Source organism: Saccharopolyspora soli (assembly GCF_022678645.1).
In the GTDB taxonomy this organism is placed as follows: Bacteria; Actinomycetota; Actinomycetes; order Mycobacteriales; family Pseudonocardiaceae; genus Saccharopolyspora; species Saccharopolyspora soli.
This window is the reverse complement of the sequence record NZ_JALBWV010000078.1, coordinates 14860-36110: the sequence shown is the minus strand read 5'-3', so window position 1 is coordinate 36110 and position 21251 is coordinate 14860. Positions and strand designations below refer to the sequence as shown.

At 68.9% G+C, this 21251-nt stretch carries 20 protein-coding genes; 13 read left to right on the top strand and 7 right to left on the bottom strand.

Annotated elements, in window-relative coordinates:
• Positions 1 to 115: 115 nt before the first annotated feature.
• Positions 116 to 1261, bottom strand: a complete 1146-nt coding sequence (locus MOQ72_RS45435) for a nucleotide disphospho-sugar-binding domain-containing protein (RefSeq protein WP_242190758.1) — start codon at positions 1259 to 1261, stop codon at positions 116 to 118.
• A 141-nt stretch (positions 1262 to 1402) separates the two neighbouring features.
• Here MOQ72_RS45435 and MOQ72_RS37925 point away from each other — a divergent pair, with 141 nt between their 5' ends.
• Complete coding sequence (locus tag MOQ72_RS37925) at positions 1403 to 1699, top strand: hypothetical protein (protein ID WP_242190757.1); 297 nt, start codon at positions 1403 to 1405, stop codon at positions 1697 to 1699.
• Between the two features lie 290 nt (positions 1700 to 1989).
• On the opposite strand, the gene MOQ72_RS37920 is transcribed toward MOQ72_RS37925, so the two are convergent.
• Positions 1990 to 2706, bottom strand: coding sequence for a phosphoribosyltransferase (locus tag MOQ72_RS37920; RefSeq protein ID WP_242190756.1), 717 nt, complete (start codon positions 2704 to 2706; stop codon positions 1990 to 1992).
• Positions 2707 to 2774: 68 nt separating this feature from the next.
• On the bottom strand, positions 2775 to 3614 hold the full coding sequence (locus tag MOQ72_RS37915; protein ID WP_242190755.1) for a universal stress protein: 840 nt from the start codon (positions 3612 to 3614) through the stop codon (positions 2775 to 2777).
• A 1067-nt stretch (positions 3615 to 4681) separates the two neighbouring features.
• Here MOQ72_RS37915 and MOQ72_RS37910 point away from each other — a divergent pair.
• From MOQ72_RS37910 to MOQ72_RS37900, 3 genes are all read left to right on the top strand, one after another.
• Entirely contained in the window at positions 4682 to 5968 is a 1287-nt protein-coding gene (locus MOQ72_RS37910; protein WP_242190754.1) for an FAD-dependent oxidoreductase, read from the top strand.
• 145 nt (positions 5969 to 6113) lie between these two features.
• A complete protein-coding gene (locus MOQ72_RS37905) occupies positions 6114 to 7463 on the top strand; it encodes an MFS transporter (RefSeq protein ID WP_242190753.1) in 1350 nt (449 codons plus the stop codon).
• Positions 7464 to 7622: 159 nt separating this feature from the next.
• Entirely contained in the window at positions 7623 to 8651 is a 1029-nt protein-coding gene (locus tag MOQ72_RS37900; protein WP_242190752.1) for a sodium:calcium antiporter, read from the top strand.
• A gap of 7 nt (positions 8652 to 8658) precedes the next feature.
• On the opposite strand, the gene MOQ72_RS37895 is transcribed toward MOQ72_RS37900, so the two are convergent.
• The 3 genes from MOQ72_RS37895 to MOQ72_RS37885 form a co-directional block, all read right to left on the bottom strand.
• The gene (locus MOQ72_RS37895) at positions 8659 to 9288 is read right to left on the bottom strand and encodes an MBL fold metallo-hydrolase (protein WP_242190751.1); all 630 of its coding nucleotides are present in this window, start codon (positions 9286 to 9288) and stop codon (positions 8659 to 8661) included.
• Positions 9289 to 9505: 217 nt separating this feature from the next.
• Positions 9506 to 9616, bottom strand: a complete 111-nt coding sequence (pqqA, locus tag MOQ72_RS37890; protein WP_242190750.1) for a pyrroloquinoline quinone precursor peptide PqqA — start codon at positions 9614 to 9616, stop codon at positions 9506 to 9508.
• A complete protein-coding gene (locus MOQ72_RS37885) occupies positions 9591 to 9890 on the bottom strand; it encodes a hypothetical protein (RefSeq protein ID WP_242190760.1) in 300 nt (99 codons plus the stop codon). Before MOQ72_RS37885 ends, pqqA begins: the two co-directional genes overlap by 26 nt.
• Positions 9891 to 10183: 293 nt before the next feature.
• Here MOQ72_RS37885 and MOQ72_RS37880 point away from each other — a divergent pair, with 293 nt between their 5' ends.
• The 4 genes from MOQ72_RS37880 (at position 10184) to MOQ72_RS37865 (ending at position 14492) form a co-directional block, all read left to right on the top strand.
• Positions 10184 to 10606: a GlcG/HbpS family heme-binding protein gene (locus MOQ72_RS37880; protein ID WP_242190749.1), complete on the top strand. Its 423-nt coding sequence runs from the start codon at positions 10184 to 10186 to the stop codon at positions 10604 to 10606.
• A gap of 216 nt (positions 10607 to 10822) precedes the next feature.
• Complete coding sequence (locus tag MOQ72_RS44895) at positions 10823 to 12100, top strand: ABC transporter substrate-binding protein (RefSeq protein WP_277955280.1); 1278 nt, start codon at positions 10823 to 10825, stop codon at positions 12098 to 12100.
• Positions 12101 to 12104: 4 nt separating this feature from the next.
• Positions 12105 to 13283, top strand: coding sequence for a mandelate racemase/muconate lactonizing enzyme family protein (locus MOQ72_RS37870; protein WP_242190759.1), 1179 nt, complete (start codon positions 12105 to 12107; stop codon positions 13281 to 13283).
• 66 nt (positions 13284 to 13349) lie between these two features.
• Positions 13350 to 14492 (top strand): mandelate racemase/muconate lactonizing enzyme family protein, encoded by a 1143-nt coding sequence (locus MOQ72_RS37865; RefSeq protein WP_242190748.1) that lies wholly within the window; start codon positions 13350 to 13352, stop codon positions 14490 to 14492.
• A gap of 341 nt (positions 14493 to 14833) precedes the next feature.
• Here MOQ72_RS37865 and MOQ72_RS37860 read toward each other — a convergent pair whose 3' ends face one another.
• Positions 14834 to 15589: an IclR family transcriptional regulator gene (locus MOQ72_RS37860; RefSeq protein ID WP_242190747.1), complete on the bottom strand. Its 756-nt coding sequence runs from the start codon at positions 15587 to 15589 to the stop codon at positions 14834 to 14836.
• Between the two features lie 134 nt (positions 15590 to 15723).
• On the opposite strand from MOQ72_RS37860, the gene MOQ72_RS37855 reads away from it, so the two are divergent.
• The 5 genes from MOQ72_RS37855 (at position 15724) to MOQ72_RS37835 (ending at position 21216) form a co-directional block, all read left to right on the top strand.
• Complete coding sequence (locus MOQ72_RS37855) at positions 15724 to 16800, top strand: ABC transporter substrate-binding protein (protein WP_242190746.1); 1077 nt, start codon at positions 15724 to 15726, stop codon at positions 16798 to 16800.
• A gap of 62 nt (positions 16801 to 16862) precedes the next feature.
• Entirely contained in the window at positions 16863 to 17732 is an 870-nt protein-coding gene (locus tag MOQ72_RS37850; RefSeq protein WP_242190745.1) for an ABC transporter ATP-binding protein, read from the top strand.
• Complete coding sequence (locus tag MOQ72_RS37845; RefSeq protein WP_242190744.1) at positions 17729 to 18526, top strand: ABC transporter permease; 798 nt, start codon at positions 17729 to 17731, stop codon at positions 18524 to 18526. The genes MOQ72_RS37850 and MOQ72_RS37845 overlap by 4 nt, the downstream gene beginning before the upstream one ends.
• A gap of 369 nt (positions 18527 to 18895) precedes the next feature.
• Positions 18896 to 19939, top strand: a complete 1044-nt coding sequence (locus tag MOQ72_RS37840; protein ID WP_242190743.1) for an Ldh family oxidoreductase — start codon at positions 18896 to 18898, stop codon at positions 19937 to 19939.
• The gene (locus MOQ72_RS37835; protein WP_242190742.1) at positions 19936 to 21216 is read left to right on the top strand and encodes an iron-containing alcohol dehydrogenase; all 1281 of its coding nucleotides are present in this window, start codon (positions 19936 to 19938) and stop codon (positions 21214 to 21216) included. Before MOQ72_RS37840 ends, MOQ72_RS37835 begins: the two co-directional genes overlap by 4 nt.
• Positions 21217 to 21251: the final 35 nt, after the last annotated feature.

The following is a 21251-nucleotide window of genomic DNA, read 5'->3' as shown; positions in this document are numbered from 1 at the left end:
CACTGCTGCGTGACAACCGGATCTTCACCCCCACTCAGCCAGTCACGCAAACAGCTTGACTTCCTCATTGAGACTCCAATGGCTTCGCGGACGTCCTGGCGGTGCGGCATGCGAGTCATGGTGCCTCGGCGAACTGCCGCAATTCGACCAGTCGCGCGGCGATCTGGGCAGGCGTGGGCATCGTGTCGATCTCGTGCCGCACCTCCTGGGCGGCAGTGCTGATCGCGTCGTCCTGAGCAGTGCTGGCCAGCAGATCGGCGGTGACTTCCTCGGGTGACGCGGCGAGGCCGACGTTGCGGAGTCGCACCGCTTCGGCGTTGATGAAGCGGTCCGAGCCGGTGGGAACCACGAGTTGCGGCACGCCGTGGGCCAGCGCGGTGAGCGTCGTCCCAGCGCCGCCGTGGTGCACGATGGCCTGGCAGGTGGGCAGCAGCGCATTGAGCGGAACCCAACCGGCTGCCCGGACGTTCGACGGCAGCGGTCCGAGTTGTCGCGCATCGGACTCCTCGACGGCGAGCACGAACTCGGCTTCCGCCCGCCGGGCCGCTTCGACGATGCGACGCAGCGGGTCGAGCCCTTCCCGGATGGGAGCCGTCGTGCCGAGCGTGACGGCGAACCTGGGCCGCTGCGGCGGAATTTCCAGCCACTCCGGCAATGTCGCGCCACCGTTGAAGGGCACGTAGCGCATCGACCAGCCGTCGGGCTCCGCGTCGAGCATGCTCGGCGGGGCGACGTCGATCGCGTGCTGGCGGGGCAGTTCGGTCACTCCGTGCCGGTCGAAGACCTCGGGCATGTGCTGACTGGCCAGTGTGGCTATTCCCGTGGTGCGGGCGAAGCCGAAACCATGTTCCACAAAGGGAATTTCGAGCACGGCCGCGGCCAGAAGCCCGGCGCCCTGGACCGGCGACTGCACGATGACGTCCGGCCGCCAACGCAGCGCGGCGGCGGCGACGCCGTCGGCGAGCAAGTTGGAGATGTGCCCGAACATCGCCGCCAGGTCGCGCAGGTCGTGCACCTGCCCGGCGCGCATCCGCTGGACGAGTTCCGGGTTCTCCCGCGCGATTCGGGCTTGCGCGGCGGCGAAGTCGAAATCCGGTGCGACGTCGACGACCGGGAGTCCGGCTCGGGCCACGGCCAGTGCGGCACCGGCCGTGGCGAAGCGCACCTCGTGCCCGGCCGCTCGCAATGCCCAGGCCAGCGGCACCATCGGAAAGACGTGACCGATGCCCGGAGTGGACACGAACAGCACGCGAATCGGCACCCACCACCCTCTAGAAGACGTTCCGTTCTCTACAGGCTAGGTCGTGAGTTTTGAGAACGCAACGTTCACTATCGGTGCGTCGCTGGCCGGTGTTGGCCATGGCCTGCCTCGGGCGGGGCCGGTCCGGGAGGATGTCGGGGTATGTACTTCGTGATCAAGTGGAGCGGGTGGGGGCTGCTGGTCATCCCGCTGATGCTGGTCGGTCTCGTCTTCGGTGTTGTCGTCCAGGAGCTGTTCGACGGGACACCGCAGGTGACCGACCCCGGTTGGGTGGTCGGTTTCCTGGTCAGCGCAGTCTTGATCCGAGTGATCGGCCGCAGGCTCAACAGATTCGCCAACATGCACACCCTGTACGACGTCCCGATGCAGCACTGGTCGTGGCTGGGCGTGACCTGCTCGGTACTGACCCTGGGCATCGTCATCCTGCTCCGCGTCTAGGACTAGGAGAGTGTGCGGATTGGCTTGCGTAGCGGTGCGAACAGCGGAACCTCAGAGGCTTTCTCTTCTCCGGGATCCCCGACATCATGTATGTCCGATACACCACGTCGGGGCTGTCCTCGTGGGGAGAACCCCAGAGGGGTGGGTCACCGTGAACCCGCGGCGGTGCCGGTTGCGAGGGTGGGTGGAAGCGGCTGGCGCCGCTTGCCTGACGACCACGTCACACCCAATCCGCGCGGCCTCCAAGGGCTGTCACGCCGGAATGCCGAGTTGATCGCGGAGTTCAACTCTCAGGTGCTGCTCGGGTGTTGGACGTGGTCGTCGGGCCGCGGTGGGTTGGTCGTCGGCTCCGCCGATCCGGTCGTGGCTTGATTGGCTTGGCGGAGCAGTTCGACGACTTCGGCGTCCGAGGTCTGGGTGAAGTCCCGGTACCACTGGCCGATCGCCATGAACCAGCCCGGCGTCTCCAAGCACACCTGTTCGTCGGTCACTTCCTCCAGCCGTTCCAGGGCGTGCGGCGGTGCGACGGGCGTGGCCAGCACGACGTGCGCGGCGCCCTGCTCGCGCGCCACGCGGCAGGCCACGTGGGCGGTGGAGCCGGTGGCGATGCCGTCATCGACCACGATCACCGTCCGCCCAGCCACGTCCAGCCTTGGACGGTCCACGCGGAACAGTTGGGCGCGCCGGTCGAGTTCGACCCGCTCGCGTTGTTCCACCTCGGCCAATTCCTTCGCGCTGACCCCGGTCTTCCACAGCACCTCGTCGTTGATGATGCGCACGTTTCCTTCGCCGATGGCGCCCATGCCGAGTTCGGGGTGGAACGGGACCCCGAGCTTGCGCACCACGATCACGTCCAGCGGCGCGTGCAGCGCCTGCGCGATTTCGAAGGCCACCGGTACGCCACCTCGCGGCAGCCCGAGGACCACGGCGTTCGCCGCGCGCAGGTGCGACAACTGGCGCGCCAGCCGACGCCCAGCGTCTTTCCGGTTCTCGAACGGCACGCGCACGCACCTCCTCACCCGGCTGCATCCCAGCGTCGCCCGGCGCGCGACAACAGCACAGAGGCCATCGACACTCAGCGCTCCTCGCCGTGGTCCGTGCGCACGACGGCCACCGGGCAGTGGGCGTGGTGCAGCACCCCTGCGGCGACGGAGCCGAGAAGCGCGCCGCTGTACCCCGCGCGGCCTCGATGACCGACCACGATTAGCTCGGCGCTGCGGGACGCGTCGGCCAGGGCCGCGACGGGATGGCCGTATTGCGCGACCTTCTTGATGTTGACGTCCGGGTACTTCTCGCCGTACCCGGCGACCTGCTCGGCGAGGCGGCGCTGCATGACCTGCTGGAGTTCCGCCGGACTGGGCAACGGTATTGGAGTGGCGAAGACGTCGTCGTGCTCCGGGTGTGGCCAGAGTTGCATCACCACGAGATCGAGACCGCGAACGGCGGCGGCGTCGAGCGCGAACTCCAGCACCACGTGGCTCAGCGGTGAGGTGTCCAGACCGACGACTACCGGGCCGCCCACGCCCGAGCTTTCGCGCACCACCACGACCGGACACGAACTGCGCATCGCCACGGCCGTGCTGACCGAGCCCAGCAGAGCGCCCGCGAAACCACCTAGGCCACGAGAACCGACGACGATCGCGCCCGCGTCGGTGGAGCGGCGGACGAGCACCTCGACAGGGTGGCCGGAGGCGACTTCCTCCGTCACCGATATCCGCGCCGCTGCCCGGCAACGGGTGGCGAGTTCGTGCACGGTGGTCGTCGCCCATTCGGACCGGGCCGGATCGTCGTTGACGAGCACGAGGTGCAGCCGCAGAAGGCGGCGATGAGCATCGTCGGCCGCCCACGAAGCGGCCAGCGCTGACCGCTCCGAGCCGTCGACGCCCACCACCACGAGGCGGGTTGGTTCCGGCATAGCTTGCTCCCCGCTGGAAGCCCTCACTCCCCGTTGCGCGCGACCAGGAGTTCCCTGCTCGGCGGAGGCGGCGAACTGGTCATGATTCGCTCCCCGGCCAATGGGATTCGGTGTCCGGTGCACGAGTCAACCGGGCCCGACGCATCGCGGGTACCCGCCCGGCGACGGGCGTGAAACCGGTGGCGAGTGCACCGGTGAAAGTCTCGGGGGAAACCTGATAAGGCCACAACGCTCCGTCGCGGGAGCCGCAATCGGCGCTGGCGTGCCGCCATTGCTGCTGGTGGGGCTGGGCCTAGCTCGCCGTTGGGGACGGGCAGCGGTAGCGACGTCGAACGTGGGGAAGTCGGGCTCAGGATGCCGTCAAGACCTCGCCGAGGCCCTTCTCGCCTCGTCCGGGGCAACAGCGATCAGGGCAGTGCGAACCTCGCGGTGCCCGTGCACGTCGACGAGCTGGCGAAACCGTGCGATAGCGAGGTCATCGTGGTCGCCAGCTAAGTCCAGCAGGCGCCAGATCTCAGCCATGACCCCCGGACTCGGATCTTTGCTCATAAGAGTCCACATTAGTCGTCGGCCGATCAGCTCAGCACTGGCGGTGACCGGGCGCATGCCGCACGTGAACGGGCAGCGCACCGCCCTGAGCGGCGCTCCGGCCCCTCCCCAGATGCTGGGTACCGCGCCGCACGGATGCTTGCGATCGACGCGCGCTCGGTGAGCGGACTCCGCAGCCATCGTTACTTCACGAACGAGTAGCTTCGCCCAGCTGGCTTCGAACGGCCGGATCAGCACTTCGGGACGGGAACTTCTCCGGCGCGGAAACGTCGTCGAGTTGTTGCGATCGCATCCCGTCGAACGTCCACTGTGGCTGGTCGCTGTGCCGCTCACGGGCTGCCCGGTGGTGCTCGGCAACCGGTTCCGGTGACCGGCCCGGTACGACGCAGACCGGTCGTTCCGCGAGCCGCTTCCGAGGCTGTCCCGCAGCCGGTGAACTGGCTTTATAGCTGCGGTTGATGGTTCGCCGACGATTTGTTTATTTCCGCCCGGCCAGACGTCTCCCTAGGGTGTGATTTATGCCGCACCAGCTCACGGATCTGCAGGTCCGGACCGTCACCAAGCCAGCAGGGTCGATCACGCACGACGTCTCCGCCGACGTCTGCGTCGTCGGCGCTGGAATCGCCGGGCTTTCCGCAGCGGTGGAAGCCGCGCGCCTGGGCCGACGCGTCGTGCTGGTCGACGCGCTTCCGGTGCTCGGCGGGCAGATGGTGAACTCGCTGATCGGGTTGTTCTGCGGGGTGTTCGGCAACGCCCCGGAGTACCGCCAGCTCACCCACGGGATCTTCGACGACATGTTCCGAGATCTCGGGCGCACCGACGATCTGCACTACAACCACCGGCACACCATCACGGTCAACTACGACGAGGTCGCGCTCGGCCGATGGGTCGAGAACACCGTGCTGTCCTTGGGAATTCAGGTGATCACCGGTGCCGTGCTCACCGGCGTGACCCGCGACGACCGGATCCGCGCGGTGCGCCTGGCCACCCGGTACGGCAACGTCGAGATCACCGCGACCGGTTTCGTCGATGCCAGCGGGGACGCGTCGCTGGCGTGGGAGGCGGGCCTGCCGTGCCGGTTGCCGGAGCGGGAGATCTACGGGTCGCAGCAGCTCATCGTCGAGAACCTCGACGAGGGCCAGAATCCGGAGCCCGCCGAACTGTCCGAGCGGTTGCGCGTCAAGGCCGATGAGTACGGGTTGCTGCGCCGTGACGGGTTGGCGTTCTTCTTCCCCGGCCGCGGAACCGCGGTGCTGAACATGACGCACATCGAAGCGCCGTTGGAACCGATCGAGGCCGCCCAGGCGCAGTTGGCGGGCAAGGCACAAGCCGACCGGGTGGTGGCGTTCCTGCGCACCGAGTACCCCGAGGTCTTCGGCAAGGCGCGGGTGCGGGCTTACGGTTTTCCCGGCCGCCGCCAGACCCGCTGGGTTCAGGGCGCCCACCAGTTGACCCTCGACGAGGTCCGGTCCGGCACGCGCTTTCCCGACGCCGTGGCCCGCACGGCCTGGCCGATCGAACTGCACGACCGGCCCGAAGGCTATGTCTGGGAGACCTTCGGCCCCGATCACGTGCACTACGTTCCGCTGCGCTCGATGACCCCGCCCGACGTGCACAACCTGGTCGTCGCCGGGCGGTGCGTGGACGCCGATGCCGCGGCGCTGTCGAGCATCCGCGTGATGGGTCCGTGCGGGGCGATGGGCGCGGGTGCCGCGCACGCCCTCGACCTCGCCGGTGCCGGGTCGGTGCACGAGATCGACCACGCCGAGCTCGGCGGCCGGTTGACGGCCAACCTGGACAGCTGACGGGCGCGCCGTGGAAGGAGGATCCATGCTCCGCAACAACTTCACCCGGTCCGTCCCGACGACGGCGCCGTACTGAGCCTTTTGAAAGACCGCAACAGCTGGGAAAACCCACCCGCGCCCCCGCGCAACTCACAGGAGGCCAGCAATGGCGCTGTCCGAGGACAAACCCGGATCGACTCTCACCGAGGCCGATGAACGCCGGTCGGCGCGCGGTGGCGCCGTTTCGATGTTCGTCGACAGCTTCGACGTGTACCTGCCCGCATTCGTACTGCCCGCCGCGATGGGGTACTTCCTGCCTCCGGGGCTGCCGGTGGAAATCCGGGCCACGTTCACCACGCTGCTGTTCACCATCGGGCTGCTCGCCCGGCCGATCGGCAGCGTCATCTTCGGCAACCTCTCCGACCGGATCGGCCGCAAGCGCGTCACGATGATCAGCGGCTGGGGCTTCACCGTCGTGACCCTGATCATGGGTTTGCTGCCCGGATACATGTTGTGGGGCTACGGCGCGATCACCCTGTTCGCCGTGCTCCGGCTCATCGGCGGCATCTTCCTCGCTGGCGGGTACGCCGCGCCGATCCCGCTGGCGCTCGAACAGGCCAAGGAGTCGCGGCGCGGCCGCGTCGGCGGGCTGATCGGCATGGGCGCACCCGCGTCGGTGCTGATGGTGAACCTGCTGCTGTTCATCCTGCTCGAAGCGTTCCCGCACGACGGTTTCCTCAACTGGGGTTGGCGGATTCCGTTCTTGGTGGGCTTCGGGCTCGGTGTCGTGTACCTGATGCACTACCGCAAGGTGGTCGAAGACGAGTCGGTTTACGTCGAGCGGCGCGCGGCTGGCCGCAAGCAACCCGTCGTCGAGCTGTTCACCACCCACCGCACCCTGATCCTCAGCGTGTTCCTGTTCACCTGCGGCTACTGGTTCACCGCGCAGATGTCCGTGTCGTTCCTGCCGACCCTGCTGGTGCAGGTGCTGGGCGTGAGCCCACAGCTGACCACGACCGTCGAGATGGTCTCCTCGATCGTCACCATCGCGATGATCCTGGCGCTGGCTTCGTGGGGGCAGCGGATCGGCCGCCGCAAACTGCTCATGGGCTGGGCCCTGGTGATCACGGTCGCGGTGTGCGGTTCGTTCCTGCTGTTGGGGATGCTCGTCCCACTCGGCGCACCGGCCTGGCTCATCGTCGTGCTCGGGGTGATCGCCAAGGCGGTCCCCTCCGCCCCGCTCGGCGTGATCCTGGTGTACCTCAACGAGCGCTTCCCGGCCAGCGTCCGTGCGAGCGGCTACGGGATCGGCTACATGTTCGGGTTGATCCTGCCCGGCCTCTACACCTTCTGGCTGCTGGCCCTGAGCGCGATCATGCCGTACGAATTCGGGCCGATCGTGCTCGTCCTGCTCGGTGGCGTGTTGATGTTCGCCGCGGTGCGGAAGGGTCCGGAGACCAACCCGCCCGCCGACCGCGCGGTGGAGCGCGTTCCGGCTGCGGGAGGCGCCGCGTAACTCGCACCGCCCTGCGAACGGCGCCGCGCTGAGCGACGCTGCTCGCGGTGGCGGAGGTGGGGGGGGGCGGGGGGGGGGGGGGGGGGGGGGGGGGGGGCGCCCCCGCGGGGGGGGGGCGCGGGGCCCCCCCCCCACGACTGGAGCGAGGGGGGACCGGGGTTGGCGTCCATATTCATCTTCATCTCCGGGGCGGCGTTGTTGATCTACAGCGCCGAGAAGTTGGTCGGCTACCTCGTCGGGACGGCGAGCGGTCTGAAGATCTCGGTGTTCCTGCTGGCCATCGTCTTCACGGGCATCGAGTTCGACGACATCGTGCTCGGCATCGCGCTGAACCTGGAGGACCTCCAGAAGGTTGCGCTCGGCCTCGTGTTCGGGACCGCGATCTCGTTCACCGGCCTCGTGCTCGCACTCGCCGCGATCCTCACTCCCGTGCGGGTGCACGTCCCGCACGACTACCTCGCCATTTTCGCCGTCGCGCCGCTGGTGATGGTCGTGTTCACGCTGACCGCCCCGCTCACCGCCAGCGACGGCGCGATGCTGCTCGTGCTGTTCGCGCTCTTCCTCGCCTACATCGTCGTCCGCGAGTCCCGCAGGAAGGTTCCGACCTTCCGGAACGCGGAGTTGTACGAAGAGCTGGTTTCCGGGAACCCAGGTGGAGAACTGGCAGGCAAGTCCTCGGCAGACGAACTGCCGTTCGCCGAAGCGCGCAAGCTCCCCGGCTGGGCGAGTTTGGGATTGGCCGTTCTCGCGCTCCTCGGTCTGATCATCGGCGCCGCGGCCACGAGCACCGGAACCGAAGGCATCCTGGAGGACTACGGAATCGAGGCCACCGTGTTCGGGGCGACGATTGTCACCCTCGCGTTGACCATGGAAGACCTCTTCCTCACCGTGGAGCCCGTCCGAAAGGGCGTGCCAGCGATCGGGATCGGGAACATCATCGGCAGCCTCATCTTCTCGGTCACCGGGAAGCTCGGCATCATCGTCCTCGCGGGCGGCACCATCGCGGTCGGTCCGGAGGTGCTGAGGTGGCACCTGTCCGCGCTCATCGTGCTGACCGGGCTCGCGGCGCTTTTCCTTGCCACCGGCCGGTTGCGGCGGTGGCACGGTTTCGTGTTGTTGGGTTTGTACGTCGTTTATTGGGGCGTGAGTTTCGGAGTGTTCGGCGTGGCGCCGGTTGATGCGTCGTGACCACGTTCTAGGTCTGTTTTGTGAGCGGCGTAGCCGCTTGCGGTGTGGGACTCAGCTCGCACCGCCGCGGGTTCTCAGCAGTCGCCTCGCGAGGACAGCCACGACAGCGCAGTGAAACTGCGAATTGGAAGTACATGATGTTGCGCAATCCGACAACTGCGCGCACGGCCGTCGTGAGCTCCTGCACGCCCGGCAGGTACACCGCGGCCCGGCCGTTGGTCTCGTCGGTCAGCCGGTAGCCCACGACCCGCCCCTGCTCCGTGCCCGTCGGGAAGCGGGTCGGCTTGTTGGTGGGAACGTCGAAGGCCCGGTAGGACAGCCCGGCCCCCAACGGCACGTCTGCACCGGGAACGACCGGTCGCCACTCGACCGGGCAGTAGGCTTCAAGTGTTCGAAGTACCGCTGTCCCGTCGCACAAGGTCTCCCGCACCGCAGGCGTTTCGTGCAGTTCGAGGGACCGCGCCTCGCGCAGCAGCAACAGACCGAGCGTGTGGTCGAGTTCGGCGTCGGTGAGCAGCACCGCCTGCAGCGGCGTCGCCCTCCCGTCGGCTGGTCGCAGCGCGGGGAAGGACTCGATCTGGGTGCGGATGTCAGGGGAGGCGTTGAGCAGGAACCATCGTCGGTAGTCGGCGCTCACCGCGATCGCCGACTGAGTGCGCGGGTAGCAGGGGCCGGGTGCCGTCACGGGCCGCTCGGCAGGCCGGGCAGGCGCAGTTCCACTGCGGAAAGCCGCCCCCGGCCGCTGATCCGAGCACCCGCACCCACATTCTGGCTCCACACCGCGCAGTCCGACGCCCGCGGTCGAGGACCGCACGGGCGCCAGACCCCAAGTCCAGCGCCCGTGCGTCGAATTCCTAGTCCTCCAACCGCGCTACGTACATCGTCACCTCGGCCGCGCAGCCGATTTCCTCGAACTCAGGCGTCTCCCATTCAACGAGTTCAGCGTGAGCGGCAACAGATTCCATGACCGACACCTCCCCTCCGTCCACTTCGGAGCTGATCCTTCGGCAGGGCGAAGACGAATAGCGCGTCTCCGTGGGAACCGCCGAGTATTCCGTGGGGCATGATGAGGACCGCCGGATCCCAGATCAGCTCGTCGGGCAGGATCCGGATCTGGGCGCGGAGACGGCCATCGGGCCCTTCCTCGGCGTACGCGAGCCCGCCGTGGGTGACCAGTCGACCCAGCGACGCCTTGTTCTGCCGGTCCAACCGGCCGACCCGGCTGGCGATCGGAGCCATCGAGCGTCGAGGACATGTCGATGGCGATGAGCGCAGGGGCTTGGCGGATGTTGGCGCGCAACGCGTCGATCAGCGGGTGAGGCGCGGGACGGCTGACTGTTGCCGCAAGGTCCCCCATGCCAGTTGCGCTCGCCGCAACCGGTATGCCCGTCGGCCTCGCCTGGGCCACCCGACACCTCCCCGGCGCGTGTATCCCACCGCAGGTGGAGGGTAGCTCGACTTTCGCGGTTCGGTAAGCCGGAAGACACTGGCGATGGTCGGAGGAGCAGGGACGACCAGAGGGGGACTTCGCGATGACCGCGGACGTGACGATGGCACAGGCGGAGACGATCATGCAGGCGAGCGTGCGCAAGGCGCGCGAGTTGGACCTGCTGATGAACATCGCCGTGGTCGATGTGGGCGGGCACCTGAAATCGTTCGTGCGGATGGACGGGGCCTGGCTGGGCAGCATCGACATCGCGATCAAGAAGGCGCGCACCGCGCGGCTTTTCGACATGCCGAGCGGGGACCTCGGCCCGATGGCCCAGCCCGGCCAGCCGCTGTACCAGATCGAGGTCTCCAACGACGGCCTGATCACCTTCCCCGGCGGAATCCCGCTGACGAACGGCAACGGCCAGGTGGTGGGTGCGGTAGGCGCCAGCGGCAGCACCGTCGACAACGACCAGGCGGTAGCGCACGCGGGCGTATCAGCATTCGACTCCGCAGCCGCCCGGTAGGAGCGCGTTCGTGCGGGGTGCTTGGTAGTCCGCCCGGCTGACTTGGTGTCGGTGTGCGGGCGATTTCGCGCGAATTCGCGTGTGCCGCATGCCGGAACCGCTTCTTGTGGTCAACAGGGCCTGCTGCGAACGTCCTTCGCAGCACAGATCTGCCTGCCTTGTTCCGCCAGTGGCGGCGGGATCGAACGGCCGACTGGGGACTTCCGAGGAGACTCAATGACGAGTGAGCTGACCCGTCCCGGTGGGAGCTGGCGGTACACCCACCGCGTGCGGATCGTCTTGGCGCTGGCGCTCAGCGCCGCCCTCACGCTGAGCGCGTGCGGCACCGGTGGGCAGTCGGGATCCGACAACGGCGCGATGACCTACCTGAACACGCTGCCGATCGAGAGCCTGACCTACGCGCCGGAACTCGTCGCCGATACCAACGGGTACTTCGCGGCCGAAGGGCTGCGGGTCAACTTCCAGTACATCAACGGCACGCCCGCCGCGACCGCGGCGATCATGTCCGGGCAGGGGGTGCTCACCCGCGCCGGGGACACCGACATCATCAACAGCATCTCGTCGAAGGACGCGCGGGTGGTCAACGTCGGCATGGGCCAGAAGGGCGGCACGACCATCCGCATCGTTTCCAGCAAGCGGAAACCGATCGCCACGCCCGCCGATCTGCGCGGCAAGGTCATCGGCGAAGCCGCACTGGGTGGCACCACCGAGGGAATCCTGACCCTGGTGCTCAACTCCGCGGGCATGCGGATCACCGATGTCCAGCAACAGGTCGTCGGGATGAGCTCCGGCGTCTTCAACCTCGTGCAGGCCGGGCGCCTCGACGGGTACATGGTCTCGATGGACACCGCGCTGCAGTTGCAGGCGAGCCAGCCCGACGCGGTCGTACTCGACCCGTCGCAGTACATCGCGGCCGGTTCGCAGGCGTACATCACCTCGACCGAGCAGAGCGCGGACCCGGCGAAGCGGGACCAGATCCAGCGGTACCTGCGGGCGATCAAGTCCTCGATCCAGTTCATCGCCGACGACCAGCGCAACGGCTACGCGAACACGATCCGGCTGATCAGCGGCAAGTACCGGGTCCCGGTCTTCGCCGACCCGGAAGTCACCAGGGCGTCCCTGGACGCGTACCTCGGGACGTGGACCTCCGGGGGCGTGGAAAAGGCGGTCCAGGTAGACGACGCGAGGTGGGTCCAGACCTACGACGAGATGGTCGCGGCAGGCATGGTCGCCGGAGGCGCGAACCCGCGCGCGTGGCTGGACGCCCGCCTGGCACCGGGGTGGGGGGGGGGGGGGGGGGGGGGGGGGGGGGGGGGGGGGGGGGGGGGGCGGGGGCGCGGGGGCGGGGGGGGGGGGGGGGGGGGGGGGGCTGGTTGGGGCGGGGGGGGCGCCCCCCGGGGGGGGGGGGGGCCGCCCCGCGGGCCCGGGGGGGGTTGTGGCCAACGGGGGTTCCCCCCCGTTTTCCCCACCCACGACCAAGACAGGAGGAGTTGAAGACGTGCGGATAACGGCTCTGGAGAGCCTGCACTGCGCTGCGGGAACCCGTGTTTGGTCGTTCTTGAAGCTGTCCACGGACCGGGGCGTGACCGGATGGGCCGAGTACACCGACAACCAGCTGGGCAGCATCGCGCTCAGCGCTGTCATCGAGCGGCTCGGCGAACGGGTCATCGGCGCTGACCCGCGGCGCATACGCAGCCTGGAGGCCGTTCTGCTGTCGAGGACGCGGGAAGCGGCCGGTGGGCTGATGCAGCGCGCGATCGGAGCGATCGTCAACGCCGCTCTCGACGCCAAGGCCCGTGCGCTCGACGTCCCGGTCTGCGAGCTGTTCGGTGGCCCGGTGCGCGAGCGGATACCGCTGTACTGGTCGCACTGCGGCCTCAGCCGCATCCGGATGACCGAGGCGCTCGGCACGCCACCGCTGCGCGACCTCGACGACATCAGGGCGCTGGGCGCGGAGGTTCGGGAACGCGGTTTCCGGGCGTTGAAGGCGAATCTGATGGTCTTCGACGGGCAGCGTATCGTGCTGCGGCTCCCGGCGTGGGGCGACGAGGGATTCCCGGCACTGGAACCCTCGCCCGCGCTGCTGACCGGAGTCGCCGAGGTGATCGCGGCGTTCCGGGACGGCGCGGGCCCCGGTGTGGAGGTGCTGCTCGACGTCAACTTCAACGTGAAGGGGGAGGGAATCGGCCGCATCGCGCGGGAACTCGGGCCGCTGGGCCTGTCCTGGCTTGAGGTCGACACCTTCGAACCGCTCGCGTTGCGGTCCGCGAGGGAGGCAGGAGTTCGCATCGCGTCGTGCGAGGCGCTGTACGGAATTCGGGGCTATCGCCAGTTCTTCGAGGAGCGAGCGGTGGACGTGCCGGTGATCGACGTGGCGTGGAACGGTTTTCCGGAGGCCGTCCGCATCGCCGACCTGGCCGACTCCTACGATCTGAACATCGCGCCGCACAACTACGCAGGTCACCTGCTCACGTTCATGAGCGCGCATCTGGCTGCGGTGGCGCCGAATCTCGCGATCATGGAGTACGACGTGGACGGTGTGCCGTGGCGCGACGAGGTCTTCACCGCGGCACCCACCATTGTGGATGGTCAGCTGATCCTCCCGGACGGCCCCGGCTGGGGCTGCCAGCCCGACGAGGAAGCCATCCGCGCGCATTCGCCGACCGCCCGGTCGTGAGTGCCTGACCGGGTTGGAGCCCGGTTGCGCACTCACGACCAATGCGAGAACGAGCAGGAGTGAGCAATGCCCCGCATCACCAGCCTCGACGCGCGCGTCGTGAGCTACCGCTTCGCCGCCCGACCCGAACCGCTCAGCCTCGGCAGCGCGCTCCGGCGTGATGTCGTGCTCGTCCGCGTGACCTGCGAGGACGGCAGTGTGGGCTACGGCGAATCGTTCCACGGTCACGCGGGCAGCGCGGTCGCCGAGATCGTCAACACCACGATGCAGGAGGTGGTGGTCGGTCGGGAACCGCACGAGACCGTCGCGGTCAACGCGGAGACGTTCCGGCGGTTCGTGCTCGCCGCCGGGATGTCGGGCGGTCTCCTGCTCGCCCTCAGCGGGATCGACATCGCGATGTGGGACGCCTGGGGAAAGGTCAAGGGCGAACCGGTGCACCGGCTGCTGGGTGGTTCGGCGACGGACTTCGAGGTGTACGGCGGCGGGTTCACGCTCGGCTTCCAGCCGCCCGACGAGCTGGCGCGGGAAGTGCGGCGGATGGTCGACGGGATGGGCTTCCGCGCGGTCAAGCTCCGCATCGGGGACGCGCCGGAACGCGATCTGGCCAGGGTGCGGCACATCCGCGAGACCTTCGGCGGAGAACTGGACATCATGGTCGACGCGAACCTGGGCCACCGCTACGACGTCGGGAGGTTGGCGCCGGAACTAGGTGATCTCGGTGTCGGCTGGCTGGAAGAGCCCTACCCGACAGGCTCCCCGGAGTCATTCGTGGCCCTGCGCTCGCGCGGGCGGGTGCCGGTGGCGGCCGGGGAGAACCTCGGCGGCGCGCATGAGTTCGCCGACTGGATCCGCCGGGGCGCGCTGGACGTCGTGCAGCCGGACGTGAGCCGGGTGGGTGGCATCACCGAGGCGTTGCGCATCGCGGCACTGGCCCGTGCGGCTGGGCTGCGCTTCGCGCCGCACATCTCGCACAGCTGCCTCAACCACGCGGCTACCTTGCACGTGCTGTCGGCAGCGGGCGGGGATGGTCTGTTCGAAGCGGACGGTTCGGTGGTGAACCCGTTCCGGGACGGCGTGTTCTCCAGCGAAACGGTGATCGCCGACGGCCGCGCGAGCGTTCCGCAGGATCCGGGCCTGGGCGTGGTCGTCGACGAAGCCGCCCTGGCCGATTACCCAGGCGAACGCGGCTCCCCGTTCCCGCGGACCTGACTCGGGTCGGGGGGGGGGGGGGGCCCCCCCCCCCCGGGGGGGGGCCCCCCCGCCGGGGGGGGGGGTTGGGGGGGGGGGGGGGGGGGGGGGGGGGGGGGGGGGGGGGGCGCCCCGCCCCCCCCCCCCCCCCCCCCCCCCCCCCCCCCCCCCCCCCCCCCCCCCGCCCCCGCCCGCCGGGCGGCCGCCCCCCCCCCCCCCCCCCCCCCCCCCCCCCCCCCCCCCCCCCCCACCGGGGTCTGTTTTGTAAGCGGCGGTAGCCGCTTGCCGTGTGGGACTCAGCTGGCACCGCCGCGGGGTTCCGCTACCCGCCCCGCCACGCAAACCACTGCTGGAAATAGTCTCTACGGGCGGGTGATGTTCGGCGAGCCCAGTTGCCGCGAGAGCGCCAGCGATGCCGTCAGCACCGCAGGTGCGAGATTGCGTGCGGCGGAACGGCGTTGCAGACCGGTCACCGACACAGCCGCGATCACGTCGCCGTGCCGGTCGAACAGGGGCGCCCCGACGCAGTGCAGCCCGACTCGGGATTCCTCCACGTCGTAGGCGATTCGGCGTTCCCGAACGGTGACCATCTCGGCGCGCAGCGCCTTCGGGTCCATCGTGGTCTTGGGCGTCAGGCGGCGAAGGCCCGTCGTGATGACCTCGTCGAGCAGCGTGGCCGGTGAGAACGCCAGGATCGCCTTGCCCAGCGCGGTGCAGTGGATCGGCAGCCGCCCACCCGTGCGGGAATGCGGCACGGGGACGTTGGGCGCCACGAGCTTCTCGACGTAGACGATGTCCATGCCGTCCCGCACTGCGAGATTCACCGTCTTGCGGGTGGTGGCGTAGAGGTCCTCCAGGTACGGCAACGCGATGTCCCGCAACTGGCGCGGCGAGGGCACCAGGTGGCCGAGTTCGAACAGCCGCATGCCGAGGCGCAGACCGTTCGAAGTTCGTTCCAGCGCACGCCATTTGACCAGGTCAGCGATGAGGCGGTGCGCCGTGGACTTCGGCATGCCCGCCTTGTCGGCCAGTTCCGTGAGGGTGAGCTCGCCATCGCCCTTGTCGAAGGCGTCGAGCAGGGTGAGCGCTCTGCTGAGAGAAGAAACTTGGTTCCGCATGTCGGGACGAAGACTGGCATCGCGCGGAGCAGCTGACAAGGTCTCTGTATCGAAAACAGTTCGGGACCCTTTCGAGGACGCCGGTTTCGAAAACCCGCCCCGATCGTCCCGGGCTTGCAGAAGGAGACGGATCAATGACCGCGCTGAAGCAGCTCAACGGAAGCGCTGCTCGTCGCTTCAGCCGCGCGCGTCGGCTCTGCGTCGCACTCGGTGCGACGGCGATGCTGTTGTTGACGGCGTGCGGCGGACCGTCCGACAGCGGGACCGCGGGCCTGCAGGACGTGACGTTCCTGACCAACGTGCCGACGGCCGACCTGACGTTCGCGCCCGAACTCGTCGCGCAGACCTGCGGCGAGTTCGAGAAGGAAGGGCTGAACGTCAAGTTCCAGTACATCAACGGTGCCCCGGCGGGAATCCAGGCGGTGCTCGCCGGTTCGGCCCTGCTGGTGCGGCCCGGCGACACCGACACCATGCAGTCCATCGCCACCGGCGCGCCGATCGTCAACGTCGGCGCGGTGCAGAAGGCCGGTTCGACCCTGCGCATCGTTTCGCACCGCAACCGCCCGCTGACCACGGCGGCCTCGTTGGCTGGCAAGACGATGGGCGTCGGCTCCACCGGTGGCTCGACCAAGGTGACGCTGGATCTGGTGCTGGCCACCGCGGGTCTCAAGCCCGAGGCGCTCAACCGCCAGGTGGTGGGTCTGACCCCTGCGGTGTTCAACCTGGTCCAGGCCGGAAAGCTGGACGGTTACGTGGTTTCCCTGGCGACCGCGCTGACGCTTCAGGCGCAGCAGCCGGACGCGGTCGTCTTCAACCCGGCAAGCGTCATCACGGCCGGGTCGAACAACTACATCACCTCGGTCGATCAGGCCCGCGACCCGGCCAAGGCGGACCAGATCCGCCGGTACGAGCGCGCGATCCAAGCGTCGATGCGGTTCATCATGGCCGACAAGGCCACCGGCTACGCCGAGACGAAGAAGTGCATCGCCTCGCAGTACGACGTCCCCGGCCTCGACGACGAAACCGTGCTGCGGCAGTCGCTGGACACCTACGCGGCGGCTTGGACCGCCAACGGCCCGGACGCGTTGCTGCAGACCGATCCGACAGCCTGGCAGCGCACTTACGACGACATGGCGCGGGCCGGTCTAATCGCGGGCGGTCAGGACCCAAGTCGCTGGTACACCAACGAGTTCGCCACGGCGAGCCCATGAGCGCCGGACCTGTTGAACCGAAGTCCGCGATGCCGTCGGCAGACGGTGAGGGAGCAACGAGCATGGTGAGCAACAGCATGGTGGCTGGCGGCCGGTCCGGCAGCGAGCCGTCCGCGCCGGGGCAGGACCCCGGCGCGGGTGGGGCCGATGGACTCCGGTTGACCGGCGTCAACAAGACGTACCAGGCGCGGCAGGGCGAGGTGCACGCGCTCAGCGATGTGAACCTGCACATCAAGCGAGGTGAGTTCATCTCGCTGGTCGGGCGGTCCGGGTGCGGGAAGACGACGCTGCTGCGGATCCTCGCCGGGCTGCAGGCGCCCAGTTCGGGCACGGTCGAGGCGGACGGCCGCAGCGTCTGGGCGGGTTCCCGGCGCAACGACGAGGCGCTGGCGAAGTTCGGCGTGGTGTTCCAGGACGCCAACCTGTTCCCCTGGTACACGGTTCGGGAGAACATCGCGCTTCCGCTGAAGTTGCGGGGCGAGTCCAAGGCGGCCCGGCGGGCCCGCGCCGACGACCTCTGCCAACTCGTCGGACTGGGCGGCTTCGAAGGCGCCTACCCGCAGGAACTCTCCGGCGGCATGCGGCAGCGCGCGGCCATCGCCCGCGCGCTCAGCTACCAGCCCAGCGTGCTGCTGATGGACGAACCCTTCGGCGCCCTCGACGCGTTGACGCGGGACAAGATGAACCTGGAGTTGCAGTCCATCCACGCGGCGGCCGGTGCGACGGTCGTCTTCGTCACGCACTCCATCCCGGAGGCCGTCTTCCTCGCCGACCGGGTGGTGCTGCTGACCCCGCGGCCGGGTCGGATCCGCTCGGTGACCCCGGTCGACTTCGAGCGGCCCAGGTCGCTGGAAACCGAGAGCAGCAGCGAATTTCAGAACATCGTGCGGCAGCTCCGCTACGAACTGGACGAGGAATCAGAGCAATCATGAGCAACCAGCGCGAGGGGCAGTCCAAGGCACTGCCTTGGGTGAGTTCCCTGATCATCCTGGTCGTCCTGCTCGGGGCGTGGCAGCTGGCCGTGTCCGTCTTCCAGGTGTCCAGCTTCATCCTGCCGTCGCCGAGCGCCGTGCTGGACTCGCTGATCGGCATGCTGAGCACCACCTCCGCGAGCTCGGCCTGGTTCCACGCGCAGGTAACCCTGGTCGAGGTGGTGATCGGCTTCCTGATCGCCCTGATCACGGGTGTCGCGGTCGGTGCCGTGCTGGGGCGGCTGATCTGGCTGGAACGCGCCCTGCAGCCGACGATGGTCGCCTTCCAGGTGGTGCCGAAGGTGGCCTTCGTGCCGCTGATGGTCATCTGGTTCGGCTTCGGCGTCAGCTCCAAGATCATCATCGCCGCGATCCTGGCGTTCTTCCCGATCATGCTGAACGTGCTGCTGGGCGTCCGGTCGGTCGATCCGGGCCACCGCGACGTGATGCGCAGCCTGGGCGCCAGCCGGTGGGCGACGTTCAAGAGCCTGGAACTGCCGAGCATGCTGCCGTACGTCTTCGCGGGCGCGGAGGTCGCGATCGTCTTCTCGGTCATCGGCGCGATCGTCGGCGAATACCTCGGCGGCAGCCAGGGATTGGGCTACCTGGTCGTCTCCAGCCTGAACGCGCTGGACGCACCCGGATTGTTCGCGGTGATCGTGCTCCTGGCGATCATGGGCTCACTGCTGTTCGCAGTGGTCACATCGCTGAAGCGGTTCCTGATCCCGTGGCACGACTCCGTCAACAAGATCTAAAACCTGTCCACGAACTCGTTTTGCGTGGCGGTGCGGGTGGCGGAACCTCAGACGCCGTCTCGGTCCGGGATCCCCGACATCATGTATGCCCAATACACCACGTCGAGGTAGGTCCTCCCAGAGAACGCCAGTGGGCACAGCCTGAGAACCCGCGGCGGTGCCGGTTGCGAGGGTGGGCCAAGCGGCTTCGCCGCTTCAAAAACAAGAACAAGGACGAGCACTGAATACCGCTCGGCGCCGGACCGGTGCTGATCGACGGTCGTGAGTGCCCAACCGGGCTCCAACACGGTTTTGCACTCACGACCCGGTGGTTACCCGCGAGACGTCGCGTGCGCCGCGCGTCTGGTTCACGATTCGGAGCACAAGGCCATGGTTCTCGTCGAGGTTGCCCAATTGCGAGGCATCGTGCTCGACGTCCTGCTCACGCACGACGTACCAGAGCAGGCCGCGCGGCTGCAGACCGATCTGCTGATCGCCGCCGAACTGGGCGGGCACCCGTCGCACGGCGTGCTGCGGCTGCGCCGGATCATCGAGCGGATCCGTGCTGGGGTCTCCGATCCGTGCGCGACCGGCCAGCACGCGTGGACCGGTACCGCGCTGCTCGACGTCGACGGTCAGCAGGGACTCGGTCCGGTGGTGGCCATGTCCGCCCTGGACGCCATCCGGGAACGGGCGCGGACCACCGGCGTGGCCGCCGCGGTCATCCGGCACAACAACCACCTGGGCATGCTCAGTTGGTACGTGGAGCAGGTCGCACGTGACGGCCAGGTCGGCATCGCCACCTGCACCAGCGAGGCGCTGGTGCACCCGTGGGGCGGTCGGCGTCCGCTGATCGGCACCAATCCGATCGCGATCGGCGTACCAGCCGCGCCGCAGCCGCTGGTCTTCGACATGGCGACCGGCCTGGTGTCGATGGGGAAGATCCACGACCACGCGCAGCGCGGCCTGGCGCTGCGACCCGGCTGGGCGCTGGACGCGGACGGCGAGCCGACCACCGACGCGCGAGCGGCCGTCAACGGCGCGATCGCGCCGTTCGGCGGGGCGAAGGGCTACGCCCTCGGGCTTTCCCTCGAAGTGCTGGTGGCAACGCTGACGGCGTCCGCGGCCGGAACCGAGGTCCGGGGCACCCTCGACTCCGACCAGCCCAGTTCGAAGGGCGACGTGTTCATCGTCTTCGACCGGCCGCAGCAGGCCGTCGTCGAGGCGATGGGCGAGTACCTCCAGTCGATCCGCGACACCGAGCCGACGACGGGCACCACCTCGGTGCTCGTGCCCGGCGACCGCGCCCGACTGCGGCGCGAGCTGACCCTCGACCGCGGTGTCGAGGTCACCGACGAGGTGTGGCGGGACTTGTCAGCACTCGGGAAACCGCCGGGGATTCCTCCGGTCAAAGCGAAGAGCGAGCACCGATGACCTTGCCAACAACGACCCCGGACGCATTCGGGTTGATCCGCGCACCACGGCAGATCGTCTTCGGTCCCGGCCAGCGGAGCGGGCTCGGCGACATCGTCGCCACCCTCGGCACCAGGGCCCTGGTCTGCACCGATGCCCGGATGGCCGAACAGCCGCAATTCCGGGAAATGCTGGCGAACCTGCGGGCCGCCGGGGTTGCCGCCCAGGTCTTCGCGGGGGTAGCGGCGGAACTGCCCGCTGACACCATCGTCGGCTGCGTCGCGGAGGTTTCCGGGCAGAACATCGACGTGGTGGTCGGCATCGGCGGCGGCAGCTGCATCGACCACGCCAAGGTCGTCTCCGCCCTGCTCGTGCACGGCGGCGCACCCCGCGACTACTACGGCGAGTTCAAGGTCCCCGGACCGGCGCTGCCGGTGGTCGCGGTCCCGACGACGGCGGGCACCGGTTCCGAGGTCACCCCGGTGGCCGTGATCGCCGACCCCGACCGGGAGATGAAGGTCGGCATCTCCAGCCCGCACCTCATCCCGCACACCGCGCTGGTGGACCCGGCGCTGACCTACACCTGCCCGCGGCCGCTGACCGCGCACGCCGCGGCGGACGCCCTGTCGCACTGTGTCGAGGCGTTCACCGCGATCCGCCGCGAACCCGATCCGGGCCTGACCACCGAGCGGGTGTTCGTCGGCAAGTCCCTGCTGACCGACAGCTACGCGCTGGCCGGGATCGAGCTGATCGACCGCAGCATCGTGGCCGCCTGCCAGGGCGGCGACGACCGGGCCGCACGCCACGATCTGCAACTCGGCGCGCTGTACGGCGGTTTCGCGCTCGGGACGGCGGGCACCGCCGCAGCACACGCGTTGCAGTATCCCATCGGGGCGGCGACGCACACCCCGCACGGCGCGGGCGTGGGTGCGCTGCTGCCGTACGTGATGGCTTACAACATGCCAGCACGGACAGCGGAATTCGCGACCATCGCGTCCGCGCTGCACTGCGCCGATGGCGCGTCCGAGCTGGACCGGGCGCACGCGGCCGTCCACCGGGTCGCCGAACTGCTCGGCACCGTCGGCATTCCGCGCGATCTGGCGGAGTTGGGCTTGCGCGAAGACCGCGTCGACTGGGCCGCCGAGCAGGGCATGACGGCCGCCCGGCTGGTCGACAACAACCCGCGTCCACTGGATCCCGCCGAGCTGGGGCGCATCGTCCGGGCGGCCTTCGACGGCGACCTCGCCGGGCTGTTGGCCACGACATCCCCGTCCGAGACCGATGCGAGGAATTCATGACCGAAGCGCGGACTGCTGGAGTACACCGAGCCCGA